The sequence below is a fragment of the Streptomyces violaceorubidus genome, assembly GCF_000717995.1.
GTDB classification, from domain to species: domain Bacteria; phylum Actinomycetota; class Actinomycetes; order Streptomycetales; family Streptomycetaceae; genus Streptomyces; species Streptomyces violaceorubidus.
Map to the genome: position 1 here is coordinate 15,783 of NZ_JODM01000014.1, position 24,852 is coordinate 40,634.

The window sequence follows — 24,852 nt, forward strand, 5'->3', positions numbered from 1 at the left end:
CGCCGCCGTGGCCATGTCCCCGGACGCGGCCTCGGCCGTCCTGGACCCCCAGTCGCTCGCCGCGTTCCGCCGGGTCTGCGACCTCGCGCCGTTCCCGGTGCTCGACGACCTGACCACGGCGCGGGCCGCGTCCGTACTGGCGGACGTGGAGCTGCTGATCACCGGGTGGGGCTGTCCGCCCCTGGACGCGCGGGTGCTGCGGGCGGCGCCCGGGCTGCGGGCCGTGGTGCACACGGCGGGCAGTGTCCGCGGCCACGTCACGGACGCGTGCTGGGAGCGGGGCGTCGAGGTCTCCTCGGCCGCCGCGGCCAACGCGCTGCCCGTGGCGGAGTACACGCTCGGCATGATCCTGCTGTCCGGCAAGCGGGTGCTGGAGCGGGCCCGCGACTTCCGGGTGTCCCGGACCCGCGGCAACTGGCTGCGCACCTCGCGCGGAGTGGGCAACTACCGCCGCACGGTGGGGATCCTGTCGGCGTCGCTGATCGGCCGCCGGGTCGTGGAACTGCTGCGGCCGCACGACGTGGAGGTCCTGCTGCACGACCCGTACGTCACCGACGCGGAGGCCGCCGCGCTGGGCGTCGAGAGCGTGGGGCTGCCGGAGCTGTTCGCGCGCTGCGACACCGTCAGCGTGCACACCCCGCTGCTGCCCACGACCCGTGGTCTGGTGAGCCGTGCGCTGATCGACGCGATGCCCGCCGACGCGGTGCTGATCAACACCTCCCGCGGTGCGGTCGTCGACCAGGAGGCGCTCACCGACGCCGTGACGGCGGGCCGGATCAGGGCCGTGCTGGACGTCACCGACCCCGAGGTGCTGCCGCCGGACCACCCGCTGTGGGACTGCCAGCACGCCCTGATCACCCCGCACCTGGCCGGTTCCGAGGGCAACGAGTGGCGCCGGCTGGCCGACCTCGCCCTCGCCGAGACGACCCGCTGGGCGTCCGGCTCCGGCTTCCTCCATCCCGTACGACGCGAAAGGCTGGCGTTCCTGGCATGAGCATCCCGTTCGAACTGCCCACCGAGGACCGTGCGTCGAGCCCGTACACCGGTTACACCCGGGCCCACTGGGAGGCCGTCGCGGACGGGCTGCTGTGGTCCGCGTGGCGCTGGAGCACCCCGGGCCGCGCCCTGCTCGACCTGCCGGGGCGGCCCTCGCGCTCGGGGGTGCGCTCCGACGGTCTGGAGGGCTTCGCGCGGACCTTTCTCGCGGCGGGCTTCCGCGTCGCGGGCGCGGACGGCGCGGATCCGCACGGCTGGCTGGACCGCTACGCCGAGGGCCTCGCCTCCGGCACCCGCACTCCGGGCCGCGAGGACACCGAGTCCTGGCCGCTGATCCTCGACCACGATGTGCAGGGCCAGCCCATGGTCGAGTCGGCCTCGGTGGCGCTGGGGCTGCGGCTGACCGCGCCCTGGCTGTGGAAGCACCTGGACTCCGGGGTGCAGGACCGGGTGGAGGAATGGCTGCGCGGGGCGCTGCGGCATGTCCCGGCCCCCAACAACTGGTACCTGTTCCCCTACACGGTCGCCGGGTTCCTGGAGTCGGTCGGCCGCGGCGACGCCGAGACCGCCGCCGCCAGGGCCCGCGCGCTGGAGCTGATGGAGGGCTGGTACCGGGGCGGGGGCTGGTACGCCGACGGCGACGGACGCGCCTTCGACCACTACAACGGCTGGGCGCTGCACCTGTACCCGGTGCTCGACGCCCACCTCGGCGGCGACACCGACGCACGCGGCCGGTACGGGGAGCGGCTGCGCGCCCACCTGGACGGCTTCGCCCTGATGTTCGGCTCCGACGGGGCGCCGCTGCACTTCGGCCGCTCGCTCACCTACCGTTTCGCCGCGTCGGCGGCCGTGGGCCTGGGAGCGCTGACCGGTCACACCCCGCTGACGCCGGGTGCCTCGCGGCGACTGGTCAGCGGCAGTCTGCGGTACTTCGTGGACCGCGGGGCGCTGACGGACGAGGGGGTGCTGAGCCTGGGCTGGTACGGCCCGCACGAGGCGACCCTGCAGCCGTACTCCGGCCCGGCCTCCCCGTACTGGGCGTCCAAGGCGTTCGTGTCGCTCCTCGCCCCGGCGGACCACCCGCTGTGGACCGCGCCGGAGGAGCCCGCGCCGGTGGAGGAGGCGGACCGCGTCCTGGCCCTGCCCGCGCCGGGACTGCTGGTGCAGGCGACCCGCGGCGACGGGATCGTGCGGCTGCACAACCACGGCAGCGACCACGTCCGGCCGCACGAGGGCGAGTCGGCCGCCGAGGACGACCCGCACTACGGCCGACAGGCCTATTCGACCCGGACGGGTCCCACGGCCGGGGACAACGCGGCGGACAACCACCTGTCGGTCGAGGTGGGCGGCCGGTCCAGTGTGCGGCGCCGGGTCCGTCCGCTGGGGGCGGGGCAGGGCGACGGATGGGGCTGGGCCGCGTCCTGGCACCGGCCCGTCTTCGTGGCCGGGCCACCGATGGTGCCGGGGCTGCGGGTGGAGAGCGTGACGGTGGCCCGGGGGCCGTACGAGCTGCGGGTGCACCGGGTCCTCGGGGCGCCGCCCGGGGCGCGGGTCACCCACACCGGCTGGGCCACCGGTCCCGAGGAGCCCCTGAACTCGGTACTGCACGGCCTGTACGGCTGGGAGCCGGAGGCGGAGACCGTGCGTGCCCCGCAGGGCACCGCGTATGTGCCGTGGGCGGAGCTGCCCCGGCTGTCCGGCCCGGCGGGCGGCACCTCCGTGCACGTCAGCCTGGCCGCGCTGACCGGTGAACCGGTGAGCGTTCCGGCTGCCGACGCCGTGGCGGAGGTGGTGCCGGCCGAGGACGGCGTGGAGGTGGTCTGGTCGGCCGACGGCGCCCGCACCCGGGTGTCGTTCGATCCGGTGGGGGTGACCCACACGCAGGCGTAGACCCGTACGGCGCTTCGAGGGCTCCGACCCGCGTCCGCGGTCGGAGTCCTCCCGCACGCGCCCTCCCGCACGCACCCTCCCGCACGCGCTCTCCCACCTGCGCCCTCCCGCACGCGCCCTCCGCGTGCCTCCTCCCCCGGGCGCGCCACCCCGGTGGCGAGCCGCGCCCGGGCCGGTGAGGCTGGGACGGCACCGGTGAGAAGGAGCCGTCCCCATGCGCAAGTCGTCGTGCACCGTGATCGCGGCCCTGGCCCTTTCGGTCCTGTGCGCCACCGGAGCGCGGGCCTCGGTGCCGCGCGCCCCGGTCCTTCCGAGCGAGGTGACGGCGACCGAGTGCGTCGAGGGCGGCGGAGTGATCGTCATCTCGGCGGACGGCGACGGGAGCGGCGCCTTCACGACGCTCTGCCAGGGCGGCGTCCACGACGGACAGGCCGTCACCTGAGCCGACCGCCTCCGTCGCGCGCGCCCATGCCTTGAGTGCCGAACACTGGGTACGCGGTCACGGCCCACCACGGCAGTCGCTACTCGAACACGACCGGGCGCGTGCAGCGGCCCGCCCAGAACGGAGAAAGGCCGATGAGCGAGGCCAATCCCCTCAAGCGAGCAGTCCACAAGGTGACCGAGGGCCTGCACGGCGAGGCCGGCGGTCCGCCGGACGGCATTCCGGGTCGGCCCGGCCCCCAGTCGCCCCCCGTCGCCGAACCCACCGAGCCCCGTGAGCCGCTGCCCCCCAAGCCTGACCAGAGCGGCCCGGACACCGTGTCGCCGACCGGTCAGCCCACGGGCGCCGACCAGGCACGGGTGGCACAGTCCGGCAGCTACCTGACGGACGCTCAGGGAACGCGGCTGTACGACACCGACCACTCGCTGAAGGCCGGGCCGCGCGGTCCCGTGCTGCTCCAGGACCACCATCTGCGCGAGAAGGTGATGCACTTCGACCACGAGCGCATCCCGGAGCGCGTGGTGCACGCCCGGGGCGCCGGCGCCCACGGGGTGTTCCAGAGCTACGGCACGGCGGCCTCGGTGACCAAGGCCGGTTTCCTGGCCGCGGACGTGGAGACACCGGTGTTCACCCGCTTCTCCACGGTGGTGGGCTCCCGGGGGTCCTCGGACACCGTGCGGGACACCCGCGGGTTCGCGACGAAGTTCTACACCAGTGAGGGCGTCTTCGACCTGGTCGGCAACAACATCCCGGTCTTCTTCATCCAGGACGCCATCAAGTTCCCGGACGTCGTGCACGCCGCGAAGCCGCACCCCGACCGGGAGATCCCGCAGGCGCAGAGCGCGCACGACACCTTCTGGGACTTCGTCTCGCTGCACACCGAGGCGACCCACCACACCCTCTTCTTCATGGGCGACCGGGGCATCCCGCGCTCCTACCGGATGATGGAGGGCTTCGGCGTCCACACCTTCCGGCTGGTCAACGCCCAGGGCGCCACGACGCTGGTGAAGTTCCACTGGAAGCCCAAGCTGGGCGTGCACTCGCTGGTCTGGGACGAGGCGCAGATCATCAACGGCGTCGACCCGGACTTCCACCGCCGGGACCTCGCCGACGCCATCGAGGCGGGCGCGTACCCGCAGTGGGAGCTGGGCATCCAGACCTTCCCCGACAACCCGGAGCAGACCTTCGAGGGCATCGACCTGCTGGACCCGACCAACCTCGTGCCCGAGGAGTTGGCGCCGGTGCAGCCGGTCGGGCTGCTGACCCTGAACCGCAACCCGTCCAACTTCTTCGCCGAGACCGAGCAGGTCGCCTTCCACGTCGGCCACCTGGTGCCCGGGATCGACGTCACCGACGATCCGCTGCTCGCGGGGCGGCTGTTCTCCTATCTGGACACGCAGATCACGCGTCTGGGCGGCCCCAACTTCCCCCAGCTGCCGATCAACCGGCCGCAGGCGCCGGTCAACGACATGCTGCGCGACGGCATGCACCAGAACGCCGTGCACCGGGGGGTGGCGCCCTACCGGCCCAACTCCCTGGACGGCGGCTGCCCGTTCACCGCGGGCGCGGACACGAACGCGTTCATCGAGGCTCCGGTGCGGGTGCCGCAGGGCAGGAAGGTCCGCGAGGCGCCGGAGTCGTTCGCCGACCACTTCAGCCAGCCGCGGCGGTTCTGGCTGAGCATGAGTCCGGTCGAGCGCGAGCACATCATCGGCGCCTACACCTTCGAGCTGGGCAAGTGCTACGAGCAGGCGATCCGGGAGCGGACGCTCCAGGTGCTGGCCAACATCGACCCCGAGCTGTGCGCGGGCGTGGCCGAGGGCCTCGGTCTGCCCGCGCCGGGGCCGACGGTGCCGCTGGCCGACGTCGAGCCGAGCCCGGCGCTGTCCCAGGTGGGCGGTACCTGGCCGCTGGACGGCAGGGTCGTCGGCATCGTGACCGGCGGGGCCGACCTGGAGGGCGTGGGCGCGGTGCGGGAGGCGGTGCTGAACGCCGGGATGGTGCCGCTGGTCGTGGCGCCGACCGGCGGCACCCTCGGCTCCGGCGACGCGGCGCTGACCGTGCAGCGCAGCTATGTCACCGCGCGGTCGGTCGAGTTCGACGCGGTGCTGATCGCGGGGACGCCCGACATGGGCGGCGACGCCTACACCCCGCGCGACTACAAGGCCGGTCCTGCGCCCGCCGGGCCGGGGACGATCGACCCGCGGGTGAGCCTGCTGCTGTCGGAGGCCTACCGGCACGGCAAGGCGATCGGTGTCTGGGCGGGCGGCGAGCCGGCGCTGGAGGCGTCGGGAGTACCCGCCGACGCGCCGGGGGTGATCGTCGCCGACTCCGGCACCGCGGCCCTGGAGCGGGTGACGGAGCTGATGGGCTCGCACCGGGTGTGGGAACGCTTCACCACGCCGCGGGGCTGATCCGGCGGACCGCGGGGCCGGGCGCCGGGGCGGGCGTCCGGTCCCGCGGTGCGTTCAGCACAGGACGCGCAGCGCGCCGGGCAGCACTCTGGCGGTGACGGGCACGACGGCCTCGACCTCGCCGTCGGCGCCGTAGGGTATCGCCCGGTCCGCCTCGATGCGGACCTCCCGGCCGCGCAGCACGCGTACCTGGGGCCGGTGGACGTGGGCGCCGGTCGAGAGTTCGTTCATCAGGGCGAAGAACAGCCGCCGCGGAGCCTGATGGATCATGACCACGTCCAGCAGGCCGTCGTCCACGCGGGCCGAGGGGGCGATGAGGCGGTTGAAGCCGTAGTAGCCGGAGTTGGCGGCCACCACCGTGTAGCCGCTGAAGGCGTGCTCCTCGCCGTCGACCGTGACCCGGTAGCCCGCCGCACGCCAGCCCGCCACGGCCCGCACCGCCCCCACGTAGTAGGAGGCGGCGCCGCGCAGCAGCCGCGCGTGGTTGGCGTGCCGGTTGGCGAGCGCGTCGACCCCGGCGTAGACGCTGCCGAGGACGACGGTGCGCTCGTGCACGGCGGAGGTGACCTCGACGGTGTCGACGGGGCGGGGCTCGGCGCGCAGCAGCACCTCGGCCAGCTCGGCCGCTTGCGCGGGCAGCTTCAGTGCCCGCGCGAAGTCGTTGCCGCGTCCGGCCGGGACGAGCCCGAGCACGGTGCCGGTGCCGCTGAGGGCGCCGCCGATCGAGCCGGCCATGCCGTCGCCGCCGACGGCGAGCACCACCCGTCCCCGCTCCCCCGCCTGGCGGGCGAGTTCGCGGGCGTGCGCGAGGCTGTGGCTGTACTCGGTCTCCAGCCCGGCCCCCGCCTCCCGCAGCAGGCGGGCCACCCCGAGGAGCGCGGCGGCCGAGGTGGCGCCGCCCGCGGTGGGGTTGACGACGGCGGTGAACTGTCGCATCGATGTGCCTCCGGGCTGACGGTGGTGCCGGACAGTTGTCTCACGGGGTGGGGAGAGCGCCGTGCGGCGGGGTCAGTCCGCGGGCAGCAGGACGCCCGGGCTGAGCAGTCCGGCGGGGTCCAGGCTCCGCTTGACGGCGCGCAGGGCCCGGACACCGAGGGGCCCGGCCTCGCGGACGTACCAGTCGCGGTGGTCGGTGCCCACCGCGTGGTGGTGGGTGATGGTGCCGCCCGCGGCGAGGATGGCGTCGTTGGCGGCGTGCTTGGCCCGTGTCCAGTGGGCCACGGCGTCCTCGCCCTGGGCGGAGACGACCGTGAAGTACAGGGAGGCGCCGTTCTCGTAGAGGTGCGAGATGTGGCACATCACCAGGGGCGGGGTGCCGGCCTCGGTGAGGGTGCCGGTGAGCGCCTCGCGGACGGCGGCGTAGAGGGCGGGGAGGCGGGACCAGCGGGCGGCGGTCTCCAGGGTCTCGGCGAGCGCGCCGGCGTCGAGCAGGCAGTCGCGCAGGTACGGCGCCGAGTAGCGGCCGTGGGCCCAGCGCTCCCCCGGCTCCTGTCCGGCGAAGGTGCCGCCGTTCGCGCGCAGTACGGCGGCGGCGCCCTCGCGGCGGTGCGCGGTGTCCTCCTCGGTGCCCTCGAAGCCGACGATAGCCAGGCAGCCGGCGTCCTGCCGCTCCAGGGAGGCGCCGACGGCGTCGGGCTGGGCAAGGCCGACGAGGGTCTCGGTCTCGTCGGACAGCCGCAGCACCGTGGGGCGCGGGCCGTCCTGGGCGAGTCGGCGCAGGGCGGCGGCGCCCTCGTCGAAGGAGGCGAAGCGCCAGCCCTCGTAGCGGCGGACCTCCGGTACGGGGCGCACCCGCACGGTGACGGAGGAGATGACGCCGAACGCGCCCTCCGAGCCGAGGACGAGCTGGCGCAGGTCGGGTCCGGCCGCCGAGCGCGGGGCGCGGCCCGTCTCGAGGGTGCCCTCGGGGGTGGCGAGGGTGAGGCCGAGGACCATCTCGTCGAAGCGGCCGTACCCGGCGGAGGCCTGCCCGCTGGAGCGGGTCGCGGCGAAGCCGCCGATGGTGGCCCACTCGTAGGACTGGGGGAAGTGGCCGAGGGTGTATCCGTGCTCGGCGAGCAGCGCCTCGGCCTCGGGGGCGCGCAGGCCGGGCTGGAGGGTCGCGGTGCGGGAGACCTCGTCGAGGTCGAGCAGGCGGTTCATGCGGCGCAGGTCGAGGGCGACGAACGCGCCCGCCCGACCGGGGGCGAGTCCGCCGACGACGGAGGTGCCGCCGCCGAAGGGGACGAGCGCCAGCCGGTGTTCGGCGCAGGCGGCCAGCACGGCGAGCACCTCGTCGTGGCCGTCGGGCAGGACGACGGCGGCCGGGGTGTCGGTGACGTCACCGGTCCGCATCCGCAGCAGGTCGGGGGTGGACTTGCCGCGGGTGTGCCGGATGCGGCTCTCCGCGTCCGTGCGCACGTCGCGCGCCCGGTCGCCGACGGCCGCCTCCAGCGCGCGGCGGGCGTCCGGGGTCAGCGTCGAGACGGGGACGTCGATCTCCGCCAGCGGAAGGGGGGCGGCGTCGCGGGGGGTGACGCCGAGCAGGTCGCGCAGCAGCCCGGCCACCGTGTCGGGCAGCGGCGTCGCCCTGGCCGGGTCGCCCCAGCCGTTGAACAGCATGTCCATTGCCTGTCGTCCTCACGGTCGCTTCGAGGGATGCCGTACGCACCGCCCCCTGGGCGTTACACTGTTACACATGACGCCCAACCGTCACAACCATGCGAGCAGGCAGGCCCCCTCGGACAACGACGCGGTGCTGGACGCCGTGCGCGACTGCGTGCTGGCCGTCGGGGTGCGGCGCACGACGATGACCGACGTCGCCCGCCGCGCCGGCGTCTCCCGGATGACGCTGTACCGGCGCTGGCCGGACGTGCGGTCCCTGGTCGGCGACCTGATGACCCGGGAGTGGATCGCGGTGGCCACCGGGGCGATCCCCGGCCCGGCCGAGGACGCCGACACCCGCTCGCGCGTCGTCGAGGGTCTGGTGGCCGGGGTGGCGGCCTTCCGCGACCACCCTCTCTTCCGCAAGATCGTCGACGTCGATCCGGAGCTGCTCCTGCCCTACGTCCTCGACCGGCGCGGGGCGAGCCAGGAGGCCCTGCTGGGGCTGCTGGCCGACGCGCTGGAGGAGGGCCACGCCGACGGGTCGGTCCGCCGGACGCACACCGGACGGCAGGCCCGGTCGGTGCTGCTGGTGGTGCAGTCCTTCGCCCTGTCGCTGCGGACCATGACCGACGAGGGCGACGGCGAGCTGACCCCCGCGGCCCTCCTCGCCGAGCTGCGCACCATCCTGGAGAGGACCCTCACGCCATGACCCCCGTCAGCCCCGCCGCCGGGGCCTCCCTGTCCGCCGCCCGGCGCTCGCGCGAGGCGGCCGACACCGTCGGCGGCCCCGAGGTGGACGTCCTGGTCGTCGGTCTCGGCGCGACCGGTGCCGGTGCCGCGCTGGACGCCGCGGCCCGGGGCCTGAGCGTCGTCGCCGTGGACGCCCACGACCTGGCCTTCGGCACCTCCCGCTGGAGCTCCAAGCTCATCCACGGCGGCCTGCGCTACCTCGCCACCGGCCAGCTCGACGTCGCGCACGAGAGCGCGGTGGAGCGCGGGGTGCTGATGGAGCGCACGGCGCCCCACCTGGTGCGCGCCCAGCCGTTCGTCCTGCCGCTCACCCCGCTGGTCTCCCGCGGCCAGGGCGCGCTGGCGTGGGCCGGGTTCCGGGCCGGGGACACCTTGCGGCTGGCGGCGCGCACCGCACGGGCCACGCTGCCCGCGCCGCGCCGGCTGTCCGCGCTGGAGACCCGCCACCTCGCCCCGGCGCTGCGCTCGGACCGGCTGCGCGGCGGGCTGCTCTCCTGGGACGGGCGGCTCACCGACGACGCCCGGCTGGTGACGGCGCTGGCCCGGACCGCGGCGGCCCGCGGTGCGCGGATCCTGACCCGCCTCAGGGCGCTGGAGCTGACCGGGTCCGGCGCCCGGGTACGCGACGAGACGACCGGCGAGGAGGGCGTGATACGGGCCCGCGCGGTGGTCAACGCCACGGGGGTGTGGGCCGGCGGCCTGGTGGACGGCATCCGGATCCGCCCCTCGCGCGGCACCCACCTCGTCCTGCGCTCCGAGCGGCTCGGCCCGCTCCCGGCCGGCCTGCACGTGCCGATCCCCGGCGAGACCAACCGCTTCGTGCTCGTCCTGCCCCAGGGCGACGGCCGGGTCTACGTCGGGCTCACCGACGAGCCGGTGGACGGGGACGTGCCGGACGTGCCGGAGGTGCCCGAGACGGACGTCGGCTTCCTGCTCGACGTGCTCGGGTCGGTGCTGGAGACGCCGGTCCACCGGGCGGACGTGGTCGGCGCCTTCGCGGGTCTGCGCCCCCTGCTCGACGCCGCCCCGTCCCACCGGCCCGGTGCGGGGCCCCGCACGGCCGACGTCTCGCGCCGGCACGCCGTGCTCACCTCGTCCGAGGGCGTGATCACCGTGGTCGGCGGCAAGCTCACCACCTACCGGCGCATGGCCGAGGACGCCGTGGACGCCGCCGTCGCCGCCCGCGGCCTGGCCGCCGGTCCGTCCCCGACGGCCGCGCTGCCCCTGGTCGGCGCCGCCTCCCCGCACGCCTTGACCGGCGTCCGGGCGCCGCGCCGCCTGGTACGGCGGTACGGCACCGAGGCCCCGGCGGTCCAGGCCCTCGCGGCCCGGGACCCCCGGCTCGCCGCACGCGTACTGCCGGACCACCCCGTCACCGGGGCGGAGCTGGTGTGGGCCCTGCGCCACGAGGGCGCCCTCGACGAGGCCGACCTGCTCGACCGGCGCACCCGCATCGGCCTGGTCCCCGAGGACCGCGCGGCGGCCCTGGACGCGGTACGCGACCTCGTCGGCGAGGTCACGGCGGAACGGGGCTGACACCGGCCGGGGCCCGCCCGACGGCCTTCTGCCGGGCGGAGTCGGCATGCGCCGCAGGTGGCCGGGAGGGGCCGGGGCCGGCCCCTCCCCGTCAGGCGTCGCGGTCGTCCTCCTGGACGGCCCTGCGGAGCTTCGCCTCGATCCTGTGCCGGGACTGGCCTCCCTCCTTGACGTACTCGGCCACCGCGGTCCGCGCGTCCCGGTCCAGGTCGCGCCAGGCCCGCACGGCGGTCTCGTACGTGTCCGACTGCCGCGGGGTCCACTGATGCTGCGTGGGAGGCCCGTACGAGTCGCGCAGCTCCTCGACCCGGTGCTGGGCCAGGTCCGCCGCGCGGCGCTTGTGCACGAGCTCCTCGAATGTGTGTGCCACCACACCTCCGACCGTAGTCAGAGGAACGCCGTCGCGCGCGTCGAGCAAGCGACGGCCCGTCCGGCCGATGTGTTCCGGTCCGCCCAAGTGGGCCACGCGGGCCGCGAAGAGCCTTAACATCAAGCCACCGACGGCGGTCGGGGCATATGCGGCGCACACGAGAGACGAGGACAGCGTGGCGGAGATCGAGGGAGCGGCGGTACCGGAGCGGCTGCTGATCACCCGTACCACCACGGGCGGCGGCGTCAGCCTCGTGAGCCTCGCCGGAGAGGTCGATCTCGACGGCAGTGGTCAGTTGCACGAGGTTCTGTTGTCGTCGGTGGAGTCGGCGCCGGGCACCGTCGTGGACTTCGGCGAGGTGGGATTCCTCGACTCCAGCGGCATCAACGTCCTCATCTCCGCGCACCGGGCCGCCGAGTCACGCGGCGTCTGGTTCCGGCTCGCCGCACCGCGCGAGGCCGTCGAACGCGTGCTGCGGCTGGTGGGCGTCGACGCGCTCATCCCGTGCTACCCGAGCGTGGAGCAGGCCCTGACCGCCTGAGCGGAGGGTCAGACCAGGGGAAGGCGCGCGTACACCGTCTTCCCGCTCGCGTGCGGCTTGGTGATGACCTCGCCGCACAGGCGCGTCACGATCTCCAGCCCGTGCCCGCCGACCCGCAGGGGGTCGCGGGGAAGGAAGGTGGGGAAGGCGTCCCCCGTGTCCGACACCGCGAACTCCACCCGGTCGCCCACCAGGGTCAGCTCCAGCCGGCAGGGGCCGGGGGCGTGCCGCAGCGCGTTCGTCACCAGCTCGGTCGCGACCAGCCGGGCGGCGTCCAGGAAGGCGTCCGTCAGGTCCAGGCCCCGCTCGGCGAGCCGCGCGACGAAGCCGTGCACGACGTCCCTGGAGGCGGGGATCATCGCCGGTCCGCCCCCGAACTCGACGGCCGCGGACACGAGGGAGGCATCGCCGGTGTCGGGTCCGTGCGCCGGAGTCATACCGAGCCTCACCGTCCGGTCCGGAGCCGAGTGGAGGGAGCGAAGGTGCCCGGTTCTCACGATACGCATCAGGACGCTTCCCACGAACCCTTTGCCCCAACTTCCGCCGGACGCGCCGGTTTTTGAACGGACCGAGCCGACCGGACCAGGAGGCGGTGCAGGTGCCGACCGATATCTCGAATCGGTGCGCGGGGGCCGTCCGGAAGGGCACGGGCCGCCCGGCTCCACCTGGGCGGTCGAAGATGTCGGTCGTATTTCCTCATGCCGTGGAGGGGATGACGGGCTCCGGACCGTCGGGTCAACGCCCCGTCACCACCGGGTCATGCTCACCTGTGCGGCCCGACCGCGTGCGCGACCCGGGGGCGGTGACGCATTCTCGCTGTGTCGCCCGCGCGGCGGCGCACGGACGAGGTGGGGCCGTTGCTGCGCCACCCGGACGGACGCACCGAGACGCTCGACCTGCCCGGCGGGGTGGTGCTCGGGGTGGCCCCCGGGGCGCCCTGTCCGCTGACCGAGTTCGCGGTCGAACCCGGCGCCGTCCTCGCCCTGTACACCGACGGTCCCGTGGAGCGGCCCGGCACCGACATCGACGAGGGGATCACCGCCCTGCGCCTCGCGCTGGCCGGGGCCGGTGCGCCCGCCGCGCGTCCGGGGAGCCGTTCGCTCGCGGGCGTCGCGGACCGGATCGTCGTGGCCGCCCGCCACACCACGGACCGTCCCGACGACATCGCGCTGCTGCTCGCCACCCGCCGCTCCGGCCCGGCCGGCCCCCGGTGAGCGCGACGGTGCCCGGGTCGGGAGCCCGCGGTTCCCGCGCCCGTGTCCCCCGTCCGGCGGACCCACCCGTCACGGGGGGTGCCCCTCGCCTCTCCGGGCCCGGCAGTGTAGACATGGGCACATGGTCCGACTGATGGGTCGATCGGGAGAACGGTCACCCCGTCGTCCCGGCGGCCCGCACGCCCGACACCGGCAGGACGCCGACCGGTCACGGCGGGGAGGGGGCGCGAGGCGGCCTGCCCCGGCGCTGCGCTCGGCGCTGTCCGGGCGCAGTGTGGCCGGCCAGGTCTTCGTGATGAACGTGGTCATCGTGCTGCTGCTGGTGGTGGCCGCGGCGGTCGCCCTGGTGCTGCAGGTGCGGCGCGACAGCACGGTGGAGGCCCGCAACCGGTCCGTCTCCGTGGCCGAGACGTTCGCCAACTCCCCCGGCATCCTCCAGGCGCTGCGCAGTCCCGACCCCACAGCGGTGCTTCAGCCCCGTGCCGAGGCGGTGCGCAAGGCCACGCACGTGGACTTCGTGGTGGTCACCAACCCCGAGGGCATCCGCTACACCCATCCCAAGCCGGACCGCATCGGCAAGAAGTTCGTCGGGAACACCGCCCCCGCGCTGGCCGGGAAGACGGTGACCGAGGAGATCGAGGGGACCATCGGACCGCTGGTCCAGGCCATCGTGCCCGTCGAGGATCCCGACGGCAGGGTGGTGGGGCTGGTCTCGGCGGGCATCACGACCAAGAACGTGGGCGGTGTCGCCGACCGCCAGCTGCCCCTGATGCTGGGCGCGGCGGCGGCCGGTCTAGCCCTGGCGACCGGGGGCACGGCCCTGGTGAGCCGTCGGCTGCTGCGGCAGACGCACGGCCTGGGGCCGCACGAGATGACCCGGATGTACGAACACCACGACGCCGTGCTGCACAGCGTGCGCGAGGGCGTGCTCATCGTCGGCGGCGAGGGCAGGCTGCTGCTCGCCAACGACGAGGCGCGGCGGCTGCTCACGCTGCCCGCCGACGCCGAGGGCCGGCACGTCGGCGCGCTCGGGCTGCCGTCCGACCTGGCGGAGCTGCTGGCCTCGGGCCAGTCCGCCACCGACGAGGTGCACCTGGTCAAGGACCGGCTGCTGGCCATCAACCAGCGCCCCACGGACGTACGGGGTGGCCCGGCCGGAAGCGTCGCGACGCTGCGCGACTCCACCGAGCTGCGGGCCCTGTCCGGCCGGGCCGAGACCGCCCGGGAGCGCCTGGACATCCTCTACGCGGCCGGCGTGGGCATCGGGACCAGCCTGGACGTCACCCGCACGGCGGAGGAGCTGGGCGAGCTGGCCGTCCCCCGGTTCGCGGACTACGTCACCGTCGACCTGTTCGACACCGTACTGGCGGGCGGCCAGCCCGGCGGGGTGACACCGCTGCGCCGCGCCGCCCTGCGCGGCGTCACCGAGGACGTCCCGCTCTACCCGGTGGGCCGGCAGATCCGCTACGTGGACTCGTCCCCGCAGGGGGGCTCCCTGCGGACCGGCCGGGCCGTCCTGGAGCCCCGCCTCGGCGAGGCCCGGGGGTGGCAGGCGCAGGACCCGGAGCGTTCCGCCCAGGTGGTCGAGTACGGGGTCCACTCGCTGATCACCGTTCCGCTGCGCGCGGGGACGCTGGTGCTCGGCGTGGTGAGCTTCTGGCGTTCGGTCAAGCCCGAGCCGTTCGACGAGGACGAGCTGGCGCTCGGCGAGGAACTGGTCGCGCGGGCCGCGGTCTCCATCGACAACGCCCGCCGCTACACCCGCGAGCACAGCATGGCGGTGACCCTCCAGCGCAGTCTGCTGCCGCGCCGGCTGCCCGAGCAGAACGCGCTGGACGTCGCCTACCGCTACCTGCCCGCGCAGGCGGGGGTCGGCGGGGACTGGTTCGACGTGCTGCCGCTGTCCGGGGACCGGGTCGCGCTCGTGGTCGGCGACGTCGTCGGGCACGGGCTGCACGCCGCGGCCACCATGGGCCGGCTGCGGACGGCGGTGCACAATTTCACCGCCCTCGACCTGCCGCCCGACGAGCTGCTCGGGCTGCTGGACGAGCTGGTCGGACGGATCGACCAGGACGAGGCGGCCGACGACAGCACCGCCCCGGTGACCGGTGCGACCTGCCTCTACGCGATCTACGACCCCGTCGCCGGTTCCTGTGTGATCGCCCGGGCGGGTCATCCGCCACCGGCCCTGATCCGGCCGGACGGCACCGTGGAGTTCCCGGAGGTGCCCGCGGGGCCCCCGCTGGGCCTGGGCGGCCTCCCGTTCGAGATGACGGAACTGCACCTGGCGGAGGGCAGCCGGCTGGTGCTGTACACCGACGGGCTGGTCGAGGACCGCGCGCACGACATCGACGTCGGTCTGGAACAGTTGCGCCGGGCCCTGGAGACGGCCGGCGAGACGCCCGAGGAGACCTGCCGGACCGTCCTGGACGCGCGGCTCCCGGACCGGCCGGGCGACGACATCGCCCTGCTGGTGGCCCGCACCCGGGTGCTCGGCCCGGACCAGGTGGCCGAGTGGGACGTCCCGAACGATCCGGCGGCGGTCGGCGAGATCCGCTCCCAGGTCACCCGGCGGCTGGACGAGTGGGGCCTGGACGAGCTGGCGTTCACCACGGAGCTGATCCTGAGCGAGCTGGTCACCAACGCGATCCGGTACGGCGGCGAGACCGTCCACGTCCGGATGGTGCGCGACCGCACCCTGATCTGCGAGGTGTTCGACAGCAGCAGCACCTCACCCCACCTGCGCTACGCCGCCATGACGGACGAGGGCGGACGCGGCCTCTTCCTGGTCGCCCAGCTCGCGGAGCGCTGGGGCACCCGCTACACGCCGGCCGGCAAGGTCATCTGGGCGGAGCAGCCGGTGCCCTGACGGGGCAGGGCGCCCCGTCGCCCTCGTTCCGTACCAGTTTCGTGCACGACGGGTGTCCAGCACGCGCCTCTTCTGGTAGGAAACTTTCCTATCAGTGCCCGGCACTCCCGTTCCCCCCACACCCCCACTCCCCCACACCTGGAGATTCCGTGAGGCACCCCTTCCGCGACCCGGCGCGCCCCGCAGGCCCCTCGCGCCGTACCGTGCTCGCCATGGCATGCGCGTCCCTGGCGACAGTCCCCCTGCTCACCCCCTCGCGCGCCGCGGCGGCACCCGCGCGCGCGACGGGTCTCGACGACCCGGCGAAGAAGGAGATCGCCATGCAACTGGTGTCGAGCGCGGAGAACTCCTCGCTCGACTGGAAGGCGCAGTACCGGTACATCCAGGACATCGGTGACGGCCGCGGCTACACGGCGGGCATCATCGGCTTCTGCTCCGGCACCGGTGACATGCTCGACCTGGTGGAGCTGTACGCCGAGCGCAGTCCCGGAAACGTGCTCGCGCCCTATCTGCCGGCGCTGCGCCGGGTGGACGGCTCCGACTCGCACGAGGGCCTCGACCCCGGCTTCCCGGGCGACTGGCGCCGGGCCGCCGACGAGGACCCGGAGTTCCGCCGGGCGCAGGACGACGAGCGGGACCGGGTGTACTTCGACCCGGCCGTGCGGCGCGGCAAGGAGGACGGGCTGCGCACGCTCGGGCAGTTCGCGTACTACGACGCGATGGTGATGCACGGCGACGGCTGGGCCCTCGGCTTCAGCAGTATCCGCGAGCGCGCCCTCGGTCAGGCCCGGCCGCCCGCCCAGGGGGGCGACGAGGTCGCCTACCTGCACGCCTTTCTGGACGCGCGCGTGTGGACGATGAAGCAGGAGGAGGCGCACAGCGACACCACCCGGGTCGACACGGCGCAGCGCGTCTTCCTGAACGAGGGCAACCTCGACCTCGAACCGCCGCTGGACTGGCACGTGTACGGGGACGCCTACCACATCGGCTGACCCGCGCCCCGGCCCCGAAGCTCGCACCGGGGGCGTCCGGGCAGGACACGGGCCGCGGAACCGGCCGTACGCCGGTTCCGCGGCCCGTGTGCCGCCGGTCGCGTGTTCCGGCGTCAGTGCCGGAACACGTCCTTGCCCTTCTCCTTGGCCTGCCGGGCGTCGCCCTTGGACTGCTCGGCGCGGCCCTCGGCCGTCATCCTCTCGTTGCCGACGGCCCGGCCGGCCGCTTCCTTGGCCTTCCCCTTGGCCTGTTCCATCTTGGACCTGGACTTCTCCTTGCCGGCCACAGTGGTTCACCTCTCGGCGCTCGTGTGCGATGTCCTGGCCTGCGGGTCGCCCGGTACGGCGGGTCCAAACGTGCGAACGCCCGGCAGGGGTGTCCGGCGGGCCCCGGGGTACGCGCAGCGGCAGGACAGCAGGACGGAACGTCACGTCGACTCGGAGGAACGTCATGGCCGGAGTACTGGACCGGATCAAGCAGTTCGCGCGCAGCCCGCAGGGGCGCCGGGCGACCGAACAGGTACGCCGGGCGGCGTCGGACCCGCGCCGCCGCGCGCAGGCCCAGGAGATGCTGCGCAGGTTCGGCAAGCGCCGCTGAGCGCCCTGGCGCGCGGCAGTCGGCCGGGCGGTCAGTTCTGACCGGCGTGGGTGTGGCTGTGGGACGACTCCGGCGGGCAGTTTTGGTCGCCGCCGGGACGGTCCCGGCGCCAGTCGCGGACCGCGACGGTCAGCGCGCACAGCATGGCGGCGACGCCGGTGCCCACCGACAGGCCCACGGCCTCGTGGTAGTCCTCGTGGGTGGCGTTCAGCGTCAGGTAGAAGAGCCCCGGCAGCGCGGCGGTGCCCACGGCGCCGCCCAGCCGCTGGCCCGTCTGCAGGGCTCCTCCGGCGGCGCCCGCCATCCGCACCGGCACGTCGCGCAGCGTCATGGTGATGTTCGGGGAGATCACGCAGCCGCTGCCGAGCCCGCCGAGCAGCAGGGCGGGGGCGGCGAGCCAGGCGGCCGGGCCGGGGGGCGCGAGCCAGAGCAGCAGCGCGGTCGTGCCCAGACCCACCATGACGGCGACCAGTCCCCACACGGTCAGCAGCCGCCCCAGCCGCTCCACCAGCCGGCCCGCCACGGCGGCGGCGACGGCCGAGCCCACGGCGAACGGGGTCACCGCCAGGCCGGACATGAGCGGTGAGTAGCCCAGGCCGTTCTGGAAGAACAGCGCGAAGACCAGCCACACGCCGCTGAACCCCACGAAGTACAGGGCGGCCAGGGCCGCGCCGGTGGCGTAGCCGCGGGTCTCGGTGAACAGTCCCGGCTCCAGGAGCGGCTGGCCGCCCCGCCGGGCGACCCGGCGCTCCCAGCGCACGAAGGCGGCGAGGACCAGTGCCCCCGCCGGGAACAGCCACCACACCTTGGTCAGGCCGCCGCCCTCGGCGAGGACCAGCGGCAGCATCAGCGCCAGGATGCCCGCGCCGAGGAGCGCCACGCCGACGGGGTCGAGCCGCCCCCGGCCGCCGGGCGCCGCCCGGGGCAGCAGGCGGAAGCCGAGGAGCAGCGCGAGCAGGCCCACCGGCACGTTCACGTAGAAGATCCACCGCCAGCCCTCGGGCCCCGCCAGGGCCAGGATCAGACCGCCGACCACGGGTCCCACGGCGCTGGAGACCCCCACGGTCGCGCCGAACAACCCGAAGGCGCGCCCGCGTTCCGCGCCCCGGAACAACTGCTGGATCAGTGCCGAGTTCTGCGGCGCGATACTGCCCGCGGCGACTCCCTGGGCGAGCCGGGCCGCCACCAGCAGTTCGATGCCGGGCGCGGCTCCCGCGGCGGCGCTGCACAGCACGAAGGCGGCCAGGGCGGCGAGGAAGACGCGGCGCCTGCCGAACGCGTCGCCGATCCGTCCCGCGGTCACCAGGGTCAGGGCGAACGCGAGCGCGTACCCGGAGACGACCCACTGCACGGACGCCGGCGAGGTGCGCAGTCCCTGTTGCATGGAGGGCAGGGCCACGGCGACGATCGTGACGTCCAGCAGGGTCATGAAGCCGGCGACCAGGGTCACCCACAGGGCGCGCCAACGGTTGGGGTCCAGGCTGTCGTCCGGACGCTGCACACGGGCTCCCCTCGTGAGGCGGCACGGGACGCACCGCTGTGTCCCCACGCCTGCGTCACCCGTGACCAGGGCTTCAAACCCGCGCCCGGACGGTACGCCCACCGGAGCCCAAACCTGAACCATGAGATCCCATAAGATGTCCTTATGACCTCATAGACCGGACCCGCGTACCGACTTAGGCTTGCCTTAGCTTAGGCTTCCCGGAGAGTCGATCTGTCACCGCTCGAAGGGAACCTGAACATGCCCCGCCCTCTGCGGGTAGCCATCGTCGGATCCGGCCCGGCCGGCATCTACGCGGCCGACGCCCTGCTCAAGTCCGAAGTGGCCGCCGACCCCGGTGTTTCCATCGACATCTTCGAGCGCATGCCCGCCCCGTTCGGACTCATCCGGTACGGCGTCGCCCCCGACCACCCGCGGATCAAGGGCATCATCACGGCCCTGCACCAGGTGCTCGACAAGCCGCAGATCCGCCTCTTCGGCAACGTCAACTACCCCACCGACATCAGCCTGGACGATCTGCGCGCCTTCTACGACGGTGTGATCTTCGCCACCGGCGCCACCGCGGACCGGGCTCTTTCCCTCCCGGGGATCGACCTCGACGGCTCCTACGGCGCGGCCGACTTCGTCGCCTGGTACGACGGCCACCCGGACTTCCCGCGCACCTGGCCGCTGGAGGCCGAGAAGGTCGCCGTCCTCGGCGTCGGCAACGTCGCCCTGGACATCGCCCGCGTCCTCGCCAAGACCGCGGACGAGCTGCTGCCCACCGAGATCCCGCCGAACGTGTACGAGGGCCTGAAGGCCAACAAGGCGCTGGAGGTCCACGTCTTCGGTCGCCGCGGCCCGGCGCAGGCGAAGTTCAGCCCGATGGAGCTGCGCGAGCTCGACCACTCACCCAACATCGAGGTGATCGTCGACCCCGAGGACATCGACTACGACGAGGGCTCGATCGCCACCCGGCGCGGCAACAAGCAGGCCGACATGGTCGCCAAGACCCTGGAGAACTGGGCGATCCGCGACGTCGGCGACCGCCCGCACAAGCTGTACCTGCACTTCTTCGAGTCGCCCGCGGAGATCCTCGGCGAGGACGGCAAGGTCGTCGGTCTCAGGACCGAGCGCACCGAGCTGGACGGCACGGGCAACGTGAAGGGCACCGGCGAGTTCAAGGACTGGGACGTCCAGGCGGTCTACCGGGCCGTCGGCTACCTCTCCGACCAGCTGCCCAAGCTGCCCTGGGACCTCGACACGGGCACGGTCCCGGACGTGGGTGGCCGGGTCGTCCAGGAGTCCGGCGAGCACCTGCGGTCGACGTACGTCACCGGCTGGATCCGGCGCGGGCCGATCGGTCTGATCGGCCACACCAAGGGCGACGCCAACGAAACGGTGGCCAACCTGCTGGACGACTACGCGGGCGGCCGTCTCCAGACGCCCACCGCACCCGCGCCCGAGGCCGTGGACGCCTTCCTCGCCGAGCGCAACGTCCGCTTCACCACCTGGGACGGCTGGTACAGGCTCGACGCCGCGGAGAAGGCGCAGGGCGAACCGCAGGGGCGTGAGCGCGTGAAGTACGTCGAGCGCGAGGACATGCTCCGCGAGAGCGGCGCCTGAGCCCGGACGCCCGGCGCCGACGGCCTCCTGGCGGGGCTCCGGCGCCGGGCGTGTCCGCCGGGTCCGCGGCGGGCGAACGAGTGGCCGGGCTCAGACCTCCAGTTCGCCCTCGATGCGGCGCAGCTGGTGGCGGGCCATGGCCAGGTTGGCGCGGCCCGCGTCCAGCACCAGGTAGAGGAACAGTCCGTTGCCGCCGCGCCCCTTGAGCAGGCGGATCATGTGGTACTGGCTGCTCAGGGTGATCAGGATGTCCTCGATCTCCTCCTTCAGGCCGAGGTGTTCCATCGTGCGCAGTTTGGACCGTACGACGTCGGTGTTGCCGGCGGCGGCGACCTCGAGGTTGAAGTCCTTGCCCCCGCCCAGGGTGCCGAGCGCCATTCCGCTGGTGTAGTCGACCAGGGCGACGGCGGTCGCTCCGTCGATGGAGCTGAGGCATTCCTTGAGCGAGGTCTCCAGGTTGGCCATGGTGTTCCCTTTCCGGACGTGATCGGTGTGCGAGGGGTGGTTCAGGTCGGCCGGTGGTGACCGCCGGCCTCGGGGGTGGGCTGGTGTGCGGGCCGCTGGGGGGTGCGCACCGGCAGGGTGCCGATGGGGCGGGCCGACTGGGCGGGGAGCACGGCACCGTGCTCGGCGGCCGGGGCGCGGCCCCGTTCCGTCCCGATCCCGGCGGCGACCAGCTCCCCGATCCGCGCGCCGCTGCGCCGGCCCTCCAGGTGCAGCCGGCCCACGTTGACCCGGCCGTCGGCCAGCAGGGTGAGCACGGCGGCCGGACCGGCGGCGTACGTGGCGACGTAGCCGTCGCTCCCGCGCAGCAGCAGCTCGCGGAAGCCGCCGCGCGCGGTGGCCTCGGCCGTGCGGTGCGCGACGCCGAGCGCGGCCGCGGTGAGCGCGGCGAGGCCCTCGGGTTCGGTGCCCGGCGCGTCGTGGGCCAGGACGAGTCCGTCCACGGTGGCCGCGAGCGACCCGGTCAGCTGGGGCACGCGGTTGCGCAGTCGGTGCAGTTCGTCCAGGACGTCGCTCTCGACGGCCATCAGCAGTCTCCTTTCGTCGCGCCGGCGGCGCGCGCGGATCACAGGGCCTCCAAGGCGTCTCGAAGCCGTCGCAGCAGGGCCGTGTCGGGGTCGTCCCACACGACCGCCCGGGGTTCGGGGCCGGGGGGAAGGGGCGGCGCGGTGGGTGGCTCGGCACGGACGAGGCCGTCGGCGGCCAGACGCCGCAGTTCGACCAGGGTGTGGTAGGTGCGGCAGGCGAGCGCCGACGCGATCTCCGCGGCGGTCCGCACCCCGTCGACCTGGGTCAGGGTGCGGCCGCGCCGCACGGGCAGCTCGGCGGTGTCCGTGCCCGGCACCCGGGCCAGGGGCAGGGTGTCGATGGCGGGGTCGGGCCAGATCCGGTCCAGCAGGGCGCGCCGGCGCCCGGACTCGCGCACGACGACCTCCACCGGGACGGAGCGGACCGCTCCGAGCCAGTGCACCGCGCCGGACCGGAAGCGCTGGGCGCGTGTGTCGTGGGTCAGGACGAAGTAGGCGGCGTCGAACAGGGCGCCGAGGTGGCAGACCTCCAGCGCGCCCGCGGTGAGCCGGCCGCTGTCCACGAGCCGGTGGCCCACCCGGTGCTGGGCGCCGCCCCGGTCGACCGCGTCCCACCAGCCGTCCGGGGGGACCGCGCCGCTGCGGGTGAGCAGCGCCCCGAGATCGGGCGTGAAGGCCGACTCCACGTGCACGACGCGGCCCGCCGAGAGGTAGACGATGCCCCGCTCGCCCGACAGGGCACCGGTCGCCCCTTCGGCCGCGAGGGCACCGAGCGCCTCCGACGTCGTCCCGTGCCTGGTCCAGGTGGTCGTCACCCGGGTCATCCGAGCACCAGCCGGTCCGCCAGCTCGGCCAGCCGGATGCGGGCCAGGGCGAGGTTCCCCTCGTCGCGGCCCAGCCACAGGTGGAGGAAGACGGTGCTGTCGAACGGGGTGCTGACGAACCTGAGCAGGTGGTAGGCGTCGCCGGTGGTGGCGATCAGGTCCTCCACCGGGGGTTCCTTCCCCGCCTCCGCGATGCCGCCCGCCGCCAGGGAGCCGCTCTCCGCGACGTGCCGGCCCAGCTCCGCCGTCTCGGCGGCGGTCGCCTCCCAGTCGCCGCCCGGCGCCTCGCCGACGGCGCCGAGCGCGAGCCCGCTGATCCAGTCGACCAGACACGCGCCGCGCGCGCCGGGCAGTCGCATGGCTTCCAGCAGACTCTCGTCGATTCCGGGCACGCCGGATCCCCTCCCCCTGCACGGCTGCACCTCGAACGTGACGACGACACTACGGAAAGTGCACGCATCCGGTGAGCGCTTTGGCATTTTCCAGAGGAACGTGCGCGCGCTCGGGCATACTGCCGTGTTCGGCCGCTTCGGGGCCCGCCGGGCGAAGAAGCGTACGCACGCCCGGACGGGCAACCCGGGGGGCATGGCCCGACTCCACCTCCCCCGCAGGGGGAAGCACCCGAAGGACGCCCCGGCGGACGGACCGGCCGAGGGAACGGACGACGAGAAGACGGCCGAGGACTACGGTCCCGACGCCGCCACCGAGGACGCCGCCCCCGACTCCCCCACCGAACTGCCCGGACGTTCGTGGTCCGCGCTGTCGCGGCGTGTGCTCCACGAGTTCAAGGACGACGAGCTGACCGACCGCGCCGCCGCCCTGACCTACTACGGCATCCTGTCGCTGTTCCCGGCCCTGCTGGTGCTGGTCTCACTGCTCGGCATCGCCGGGGAGTCCGCCACCCAGGAGGTCCTGGACAACGTACGGAAGTTCGCGCCGGGTTCCGCGCGGGACGTGATCACGAACGCCGTGCAGCAACTGCAGGCCAAGGCGGGCCTGGGCTCCGTACTGGCGGTGGTCGGTCTGGCCGGTGCGCTGTGGTCGGCGTCCGGCTACGTGGCCGCGTTCGTCCGCGCCGCCAACGCGGTCTACGACGTGCCCGAGGGGCGCCCGGTGTGGAAGGTGCTGCCGCTGCGGGTGGCGCTGACCGTGGTGCTGCTCGTGCTCGCCGTGGTCAGCGCGCTCATCGTGGTGTTCACCGGAAGCCTGGCCCGGCAGGCGGGCACGGCGCTCGGCGTGGGCGACACCGCCCTGACGGTGTGGTCGTTCGCCAAGTGGCCGGTGCTGGTCCTGCTCGTCACCTTCATGATCGCGATCCTGTACTGGGCCGCGCCGAACGCCCGGGTCAAGGGATTCAGGTGGATCTCTCCGGGCAGCCTGCTCGCGCTGCTGATCTGGCTGCTCGCCTCCGTCGGGTTCGCCTTCTACGTGGCCAACTTCGGCTCGTACAACAAGACCTACGGCACCCTGGCCGGCGTCATCATCTTCCTCGTGTGGCTGTGGGTCACGAACCTGGCCATTCTGCTCGGCCTGGAGTTCGACGCGGAGCTGGCGCGGCAGCGGGTCATCGACGCCGGTTTCCCGCCCGACGACGAACCGTACGTCGAACCGCGCGACACCCGGGCCTGGAACGAGGCGGACCGGCGGCGCGCGGCCGAGGCCGCGGACGAGGACGAGGACGAGTGAGACCGTGGGTGCGACGGCGGGCCGTGGGCGCTACGGCAGGATCGAGTCGACGTAGCCGCCGTCGACCCGGACGGCCGCACCCGTGGTGGCCGAGGCGAGCGGGGAGCTGAGGTACACCACCAGGTTGGCGATCTCCTCCGGCTCGATCAGCCGCTGGAGCAGGGACTGCGGGCGGTGTTCACGCATGAAGACGCGCTGTGCCTCGTCCCAGGGGAGGTCGCGGTCGACCAGCTGGTACACGAAGTCCTCGACGCCCTCGGTGTGGGTGGGGCCGGCGATCACGCAGTTCACCGTGACGCCGCTGCCGGCGGCCTCCTTGGCGAAGCCGCGGCCGACTCCGAGCAGGGCCGTCTTGGACACCCCGTAGTGGATCATCTCGGCGGGGATCACGACGGCCGAGTCACTCGCGATGTACAGCACCCGGCCCCAGCCGCGTTCCCTCATCCGGGGGAGATGGGCGCGCGTCAGCCTGACGCCCGCGAGGACGTTGATCTCGAAGTAGCGGCGCCACTCGGCGTCGCTGATCTCCAGCGCCGGCGCGGCCCCGAAGACGCCGAGGTTGTTCACGAGGATGTCCACCTCGGGCAGCGTCTCCAGGGCCCGCTCGGCACCCTCCTCGCTGCCGAGGTCGGCCGCGACCGGCACGAACGCGCCGTCCGGCACCTCGGCGCGCAGCTTCGCCACGCTCTCCTCCAGGCGGCCGGCGTCGCGCCCGTTGACGCCCACGGTGGCACCGGCCCGCGCCAGCCCGGCGGCGATCGCCGCCCCGATGCCCTGCGAGGAGCCCGTCACCAGTGCGGTGCGTCCGCCGAGGTCGAGGTTCATCAGGTCGCTCCTTCTCGTGCCGTACGGTCGGTCGGGTTGCTCCTGCCCACCCTCGCTCACGACGCACCCGGGCCACGGCCGGCCGCACCGTGGGCCGCGCCGCGGCACGCCCGGTCGGCGGACCCCCGATGCTCTCGGCTGACCTGCGGCGACGATACTTGCCTACGTCCGTGCCCCTGCTG

23 protein-coding genes and 1 pseudogene are annotated in these 24,852 nt (G+C 74.1%); 13 read left to right on the plus strand and 11 right to left on the minus strand.

Going from position 1 to position 24,852, the window contains the following annotated elements:
- Positions 1-13: 13 nt before the first annotated feature.
- The 4 genes from IE94_RS0118085 (at position 14) to catB (ending at position 5,742) form a co-directional block, all read left to right on the plus strand.
- A complete protein-coding gene (locus tag IE94_RS0118085) occupies positions 14-994 on the plus strand; it encodes a hydroxyacid dehydrogenase (protein ID WP_051777545.1) in 981 nt (326 codons plus the stop codon).
- Entirely contained in the window at positions 991-2,886 is a 1,896-nt protein-coding gene (locus tag IE94_RS0118090; RefSeq protein ID WP_030185298.1) for a DUF2264 domain-containing protein, read from the plus strand. The genes IE94_RS0118085 and IE94_RS0118090 overlap by 4 nt, the downstream gene beginning before the upstream one ends.
- 214 nt (positions 2,887-3,100) lie before the next feature.
- Complete coding sequence (locus IE94_RS0118095) at positions 3,101-3,328, plus strand: hypothetical protein (protein WP_030185301.1); 228 nt, start codon at positions 3,101-3,103, stop codon at positions 3,326-3,328.
- Positions 3,329-3,462: 134 nt separating this feature from the next.
- Complete coding sequence (gene catB, locus IE94_RS0118100; RefSeq protein WP_030185304.1) at positions 3,463-5,742, plus strand: catalase CatB; 2,280 nt, start codon at positions 3,463-3,465, stop codon at positions 5,740-5,742.
- A gap of 54 nt (positions 5,743-5,796) precedes the next feature.
- On the opposite strand, the gene IE94_RS0118105 is transcribed toward catB, so the two are convergent.
- Positions 5,797-6,678: a diacylglycerol kinase family protein gene (locus IE94_RS0118105; RefSeq protein ID WP_030185309.1), complete on the minus strand. Its 882-nt coding sequence runs from the start codon at positions 6,676-6,678 to the stop codon at positions 5,797-5,799.
- 72 nt (positions 6,679-6,750) lie between these two features.
- The gene (locus IE94_RS0118110; protein WP_030185312.1) at positions 6,751-8,349 is read right to left on the minus strand and encodes an FAD-binding oxidoreductase; all 1,599 of its coding nucleotides are present in this window, start codon (positions 8,347-8,349) and stop codon (positions 6,751-6,753) included.
- A 70-nt stretch (positions 8,350-8,419) separates the two neighbouring features.
- On the opposite strand from IE94_RS0118110, the gene IE94_RS0118115 reads away from it, so the two are divergent.
- Together IE94_RS0118115 and IE94_RS0118120 are read left to right on the plus strand one after the other, a co-directional pair.
- Complete coding sequence (locus tag IE94_RS0118115; RefSeq protein WP_030185315.1) at positions 8,420-9,037, plus strand: TetR/AcrR family transcriptional regulator; 618 nt, start codon at positions 8,420-8,422, stop codon at positions 9,035-9,037.
- The gene (locus IE94_RS0118120; RefSeq protein WP_030185316.1) at positions 9,034-10,614 is read left to right on the plus strand and encodes a glycerol-3-phosphate dehydrogenase/oxidase; all 1,581 of its coding nucleotides are present in this window, start codon (positions 9,034-9,036) and stop codon (positions 10,612-10,614) included. Before IE94_RS0118115 ends, IE94_RS0118120 begins: the two co-directional genes overlap by 4 nt.
- Positions 10,615-10,705: 91 nt before the next feature.
- Here the strand turns inward: IE94_RS0118120 and IE94_RS0118125 are convergent, their stop codons facing one another.
- Positions 10,706-10,984, minus strand: coding sequence for a hypothetical protein (locus IE94_RS0118125; RefSeq protein ID WP_030185318.1), 279 nt, complete (start codon positions 10,982-10,984; stop codon positions 10,706-10,708).
- A 175-nt stretch (positions 10,985-11,159) separates the two neighbouring features.
- Between IE94_RS0118125 and IE94_RS0118130 the strand changes: the two genes are divergently transcribed.
- Positions 11,160-11,525, plus strand: coding sequence for an STAS domain-containing protein (locus IE94_RS0118130; RefSeq protein ID WP_030185320.1), 366 nt, complete (start codon positions 11,160-11,162; stop codon positions 11,523-11,525).
- A gap of 8 nt (positions 11,526-11,533) precedes the next feature.
- Here the strand turns inward: IE94_RS0118130 and IE94_RS0118135 are convergent, their stop codons facing one another.
- On the minus strand, positions 11,534-11,962 hold the full coding sequence (locus IE94_RS0118135) for an ATP-binding protein (RefSeq protein WP_030185322.1): 429 nt from the start codon (positions 11,960-11,962) through the stop codon (positions 11,534-11,536).
- 417 nt (positions 11,963-12,379) lie between these two features.
- On the opposite strand from IE94_RS0118135, the pseudogene IE94_RS0118140 reads away from it, so the two are divergent.
- The 3 genes and pseudogenes from IE94_RS0118140 to csnA form a co-directional block, all read left to right on the plus strand.
- Positions 12,380-12,739 (plus strand): annotated as a pseudogene (locus tag IE94_RS0118140) (SpoIIE family protein phosphatase); the annotation flags it as partial.
- Positions 12,740-12,860: 121 nt separating this feature from the next.
- Positions 12,861-15,608, plus strand: coding sequence for a SpoIIE family protein phosphatase (locus IE94_RS0118145; RefSeq protein ID WP_209441075.1), 2,748 nt, complete (start codon positions 12,861-12,863; stop codon positions 15,606-15,608).
- A gap of 149 nt (positions 15,609-15,757) precedes the next feature.
- The gene (gene csnA, locus IE94_RS0118150) at positions 15,758-16,600 is read left to right on the plus strand and encodes a chitosanase CsnA (RefSeq protein WP_030185337.1); all 843 of its coding nucleotides are present in this window, start codon (positions 15,758-15,760) and stop codon (positions 16,598-16,600) included.
- 113 nt (positions 16,601-16,713) lie between these two features.
- Here csnA and IE94_RS35775 read toward each other — a convergent pair whose 3' ends face one another.
- On the minus strand, positions 16,714-16,887 hold the full coding sequence (locus IE94_RS35775) for a CsbD family protein (protein WP_037922932.1): 174 nt from the start codon (positions 16,885-16,887) through the stop codon (positions 16,714-16,716).
- A 164-nt stretch (positions 16,888-17,051) separates the two neighbouring features.
- Between IE94_RS35775 and IE94_RS39305 the strand changes: the two genes are divergently transcribed.
- Positions 17,052-17,198: a hypothetical protein gene (locus IE94_RS39305; protein WP_167343967.1), complete on the plus strand. Its 147-nt coding sequence runs from the start codon at positions 17,052-17,054 to the stop codon at positions 17,196-17,198.
- 31 nt (positions 17,199-17,229) lie between these two features.
- Here the strand turns inward: IE94_RS39305 and IE94_RS0118165 are convergent, their stop codons facing one another.
- Positions 17,230-18,699, minus strand: a complete 1,470-nt coding sequence (locus IE94_RS0118165) for an MFS transporter (protein WP_030185340.1) — start codon at positions 18,697-18,699, stop codon at positions 17,230-17,232.
- Between the two features lie 240 nt (positions 18,700-18,939).
- On the opposite strand from IE94_RS0118165, the gene IE94_RS0118170 reads away from it, so the two are divergent.
- Positions 18,940-20,304, plus strand: coding sequence for an FAD-dependent oxidoreductase (locus IE94_RS0118170; RefSeq protein ID WP_030185342.1), 1,365 nt, complete (start codon positions 18,940-18,942; stop codon positions 20,302-20,304).
- Positions 20,305-20,394: 90 nt separating this feature from the next.
- Here the strand turns inward: IE94_RS0118170 and IE94_RS0118175 are convergent, their stop codons facing one another.
- Genes IE94_RS0118175 through IE94_RS0118190 form a run of 4 tightly spaced genes read right to left on the minus strand, consistent with a single transcriptional unit; the run spans position 20,395 to position 22,551 of the window.
- The gene (locus IE94_RS0118175) at positions 20,395-20,769 is read right to left on the minus strand and encodes a roadblock/LC7 domain-containing protein (protein ID WP_030185344.1); all 375 of its coding nucleotides are present in this window, start codon (positions 20,767-20,769) and stop codon (positions 20,395-20,397) included.
- Between the two features lie 41 nt (positions 20,770-20,810).
- Positions 20,811-21,335: a roadblock/LC7 domain-containing protein gene (locus IE94_RS0118180; protein ID WP_030185346.1), complete on the minus strand. Its 525-nt coding sequence runs from the start codon at positions 21,333-21,335 to the stop codon at positions 20,811-20,813.
- A 38-nt stretch (positions 21,336-21,373) separates the two neighbouring features.
- Entirely contained in the window at positions 21,374-22,159 is a 786-nt protein-coding gene (locus tag IE94_RS0118185) for a hypothetical protein (protein ID WP_030185348.1), read from the minus strand.
- Positions 22,156-22,551 (minus strand): hypothetical protein, encoded by a 396-nt coding sequence (locus IE94_RS0118190; protein WP_030185351.1) that lies wholly within the window; start codon positions 22,549-22,551, stop codon positions 22,156-22,158. The genes IE94_RS0118185 and IE94_RS0118190 overlap by 4 nt, the downstream gene beginning before the upstream one ends.
- Positions 22,552-22,744: 193 nt before the next feature.
- On the opposite strand from IE94_RS0118190, the gene IE94_RS0118195 reads away from it, so the two are divergent.
- Positions 22,745-23,845, plus strand: coding sequence for a YihY/virulence factor BrkB family protein (locus IE94_RS0118195; RefSeq protein ID WP_037922975.1), 1,101 nt, complete (start codon positions 22,745-22,747; stop codon positions 23,843-23,845).
- A gap of 30 nt (positions 23,846-23,875) precedes the next feature.
- Here IE94_RS0118195 and IE94_RS0118200 read toward each other — a convergent pair whose 3' ends face one another.
- Complete coding sequence (locus IE94_RS0118200) at positions 23,876-24,670, minus strand: SDR family NAD(P)-dependent oxidoreductase (RefSeq protein ID WP_030185355.1); 795 nt, start codon at positions 24,668-24,670, stop codon at positions 23,876-23,878.
- Positions 24,671-24,852: the final 182 nt, after the last annotated feature.

Bases quoted from the DNA above. Each gene is read 5' to 3' on its own strand.
- IE94_RS0118085 (WP_051777545.1), top strand. From the start codon at position 14: ATGTCCCCGGACGCGGCCTCGGCCGTCCTGGACCCCCAGTCGCTCGCC.
- IE94_RS0118090 (WP_030185298.1), top strand. From the start codon at position 991: ATGAGCATCCCGTTCGAACTGCCCACCGAGGACCGTGCGTCGAGCCCG.
- IE94_RS0118095 (WP_030185301.1), top strand. From the start codon at position 3,101: ATGCGCAAGTCGTCGTGCACCGTGATCGCGGCCCTGGCCCTTTCGGTC.
- catB (WP_030185304.1), top strand. From the start codon at position 3,463: ATGAGCGAGGCCAATCCCCTCAAGCGAGCAGTCCACAAGGTGACCGAG.
- IE94_RS0118105 (WP_030185309.1), bottom strand. From the start codon at position 6,678: ATGCGACAGTTCACCGCCGTCGTCAACCCCACCGCGGGCGGCGCCACC.
- IE94_RS0118110 (WP_030185312.1), bottom strand. From the start codon at position 8,349: ATGGACATGCTGTTCAACGGCTGGGGCGACCCGGCCAGGGCGACGCCG.
- IE94_RS0118115 (WP_030185315.1), top strand. From the start codon at position 8,420: ATGACGCCCAACCGTCACAACCATGCGAGCAGGCAGGCCCCCTCGGAC.
- IE94_RS0118120 (WP_030185316.1), top strand. From the start codon at position 9,034: ATGACCCCCGTCAGCCCCGCCGCCGGGGCCTCCCTGTCCGCCGCCCGG.
- IE94_RS0118135 (WP_030185322.1), bottom strand. From the start codon at position 11,962: ATGACTCCGGCGCACGGACCCGACACCGGCGATGCCTCCCTCGTGTCC.
- IE94_RS0118145 (WP_209441075.1), top strand. From the start codon at position 12,861: ATGGTCCGACTGATGGGTCGATCGGGAGAACGGTCACCCCGTCGTCCC.
- IE94_RS39305 (WP_167343967.1), top strand. From the start codon at position 17,052: ATGGCCGGAGTACTGGACCGGATCAAGCAGTTCGCGCGCAGCCCGCAG.
- IE94_RS0118170 (WP_030185342.1), top strand. From the start codon at position 18,940: ATGCCCCGCCCTCTGCGGGTAGCCATCGTCGGATCCGGCCCGGCCGGC.
- IE94_RS0118175 (WP_030185344.1), bottom strand. From the start codon at position 20,769: ATGGCCAACCTGGAGACCTCGCTCAAGGAATGCCTCAGCTCCATCGAC.
- IE94_RS0118180 (WP_030185346.1), bottom strand. From the start codon at position 21,335: ATGGCCGTCGAGAGCGACGTCCTGGACGAACTGCACCGACTGCGCAAC.
- IE94_RS0118185 (WP_030185348.1), bottom strand. From the start codon at position 22,159: ATGACCCGGGTGACGACCACCTGGACCAGGCACGGGACGACGTCGGAG.
- IE94_RS0118195 (WP_037922975.1), top strand. From the start codon at position 22,745: ATGGCCCGACTCCACCTCCCCCGCAGGGGGAAGCACCCGAAGGACGCC.
- IE94_RS0118200 (WP_030185355.1), bottom strand. From the start codon at position 24,670: ATGAACCTCGACCTCGGCGGACGCACCGCACTGGTGACGGGCTCCTCG.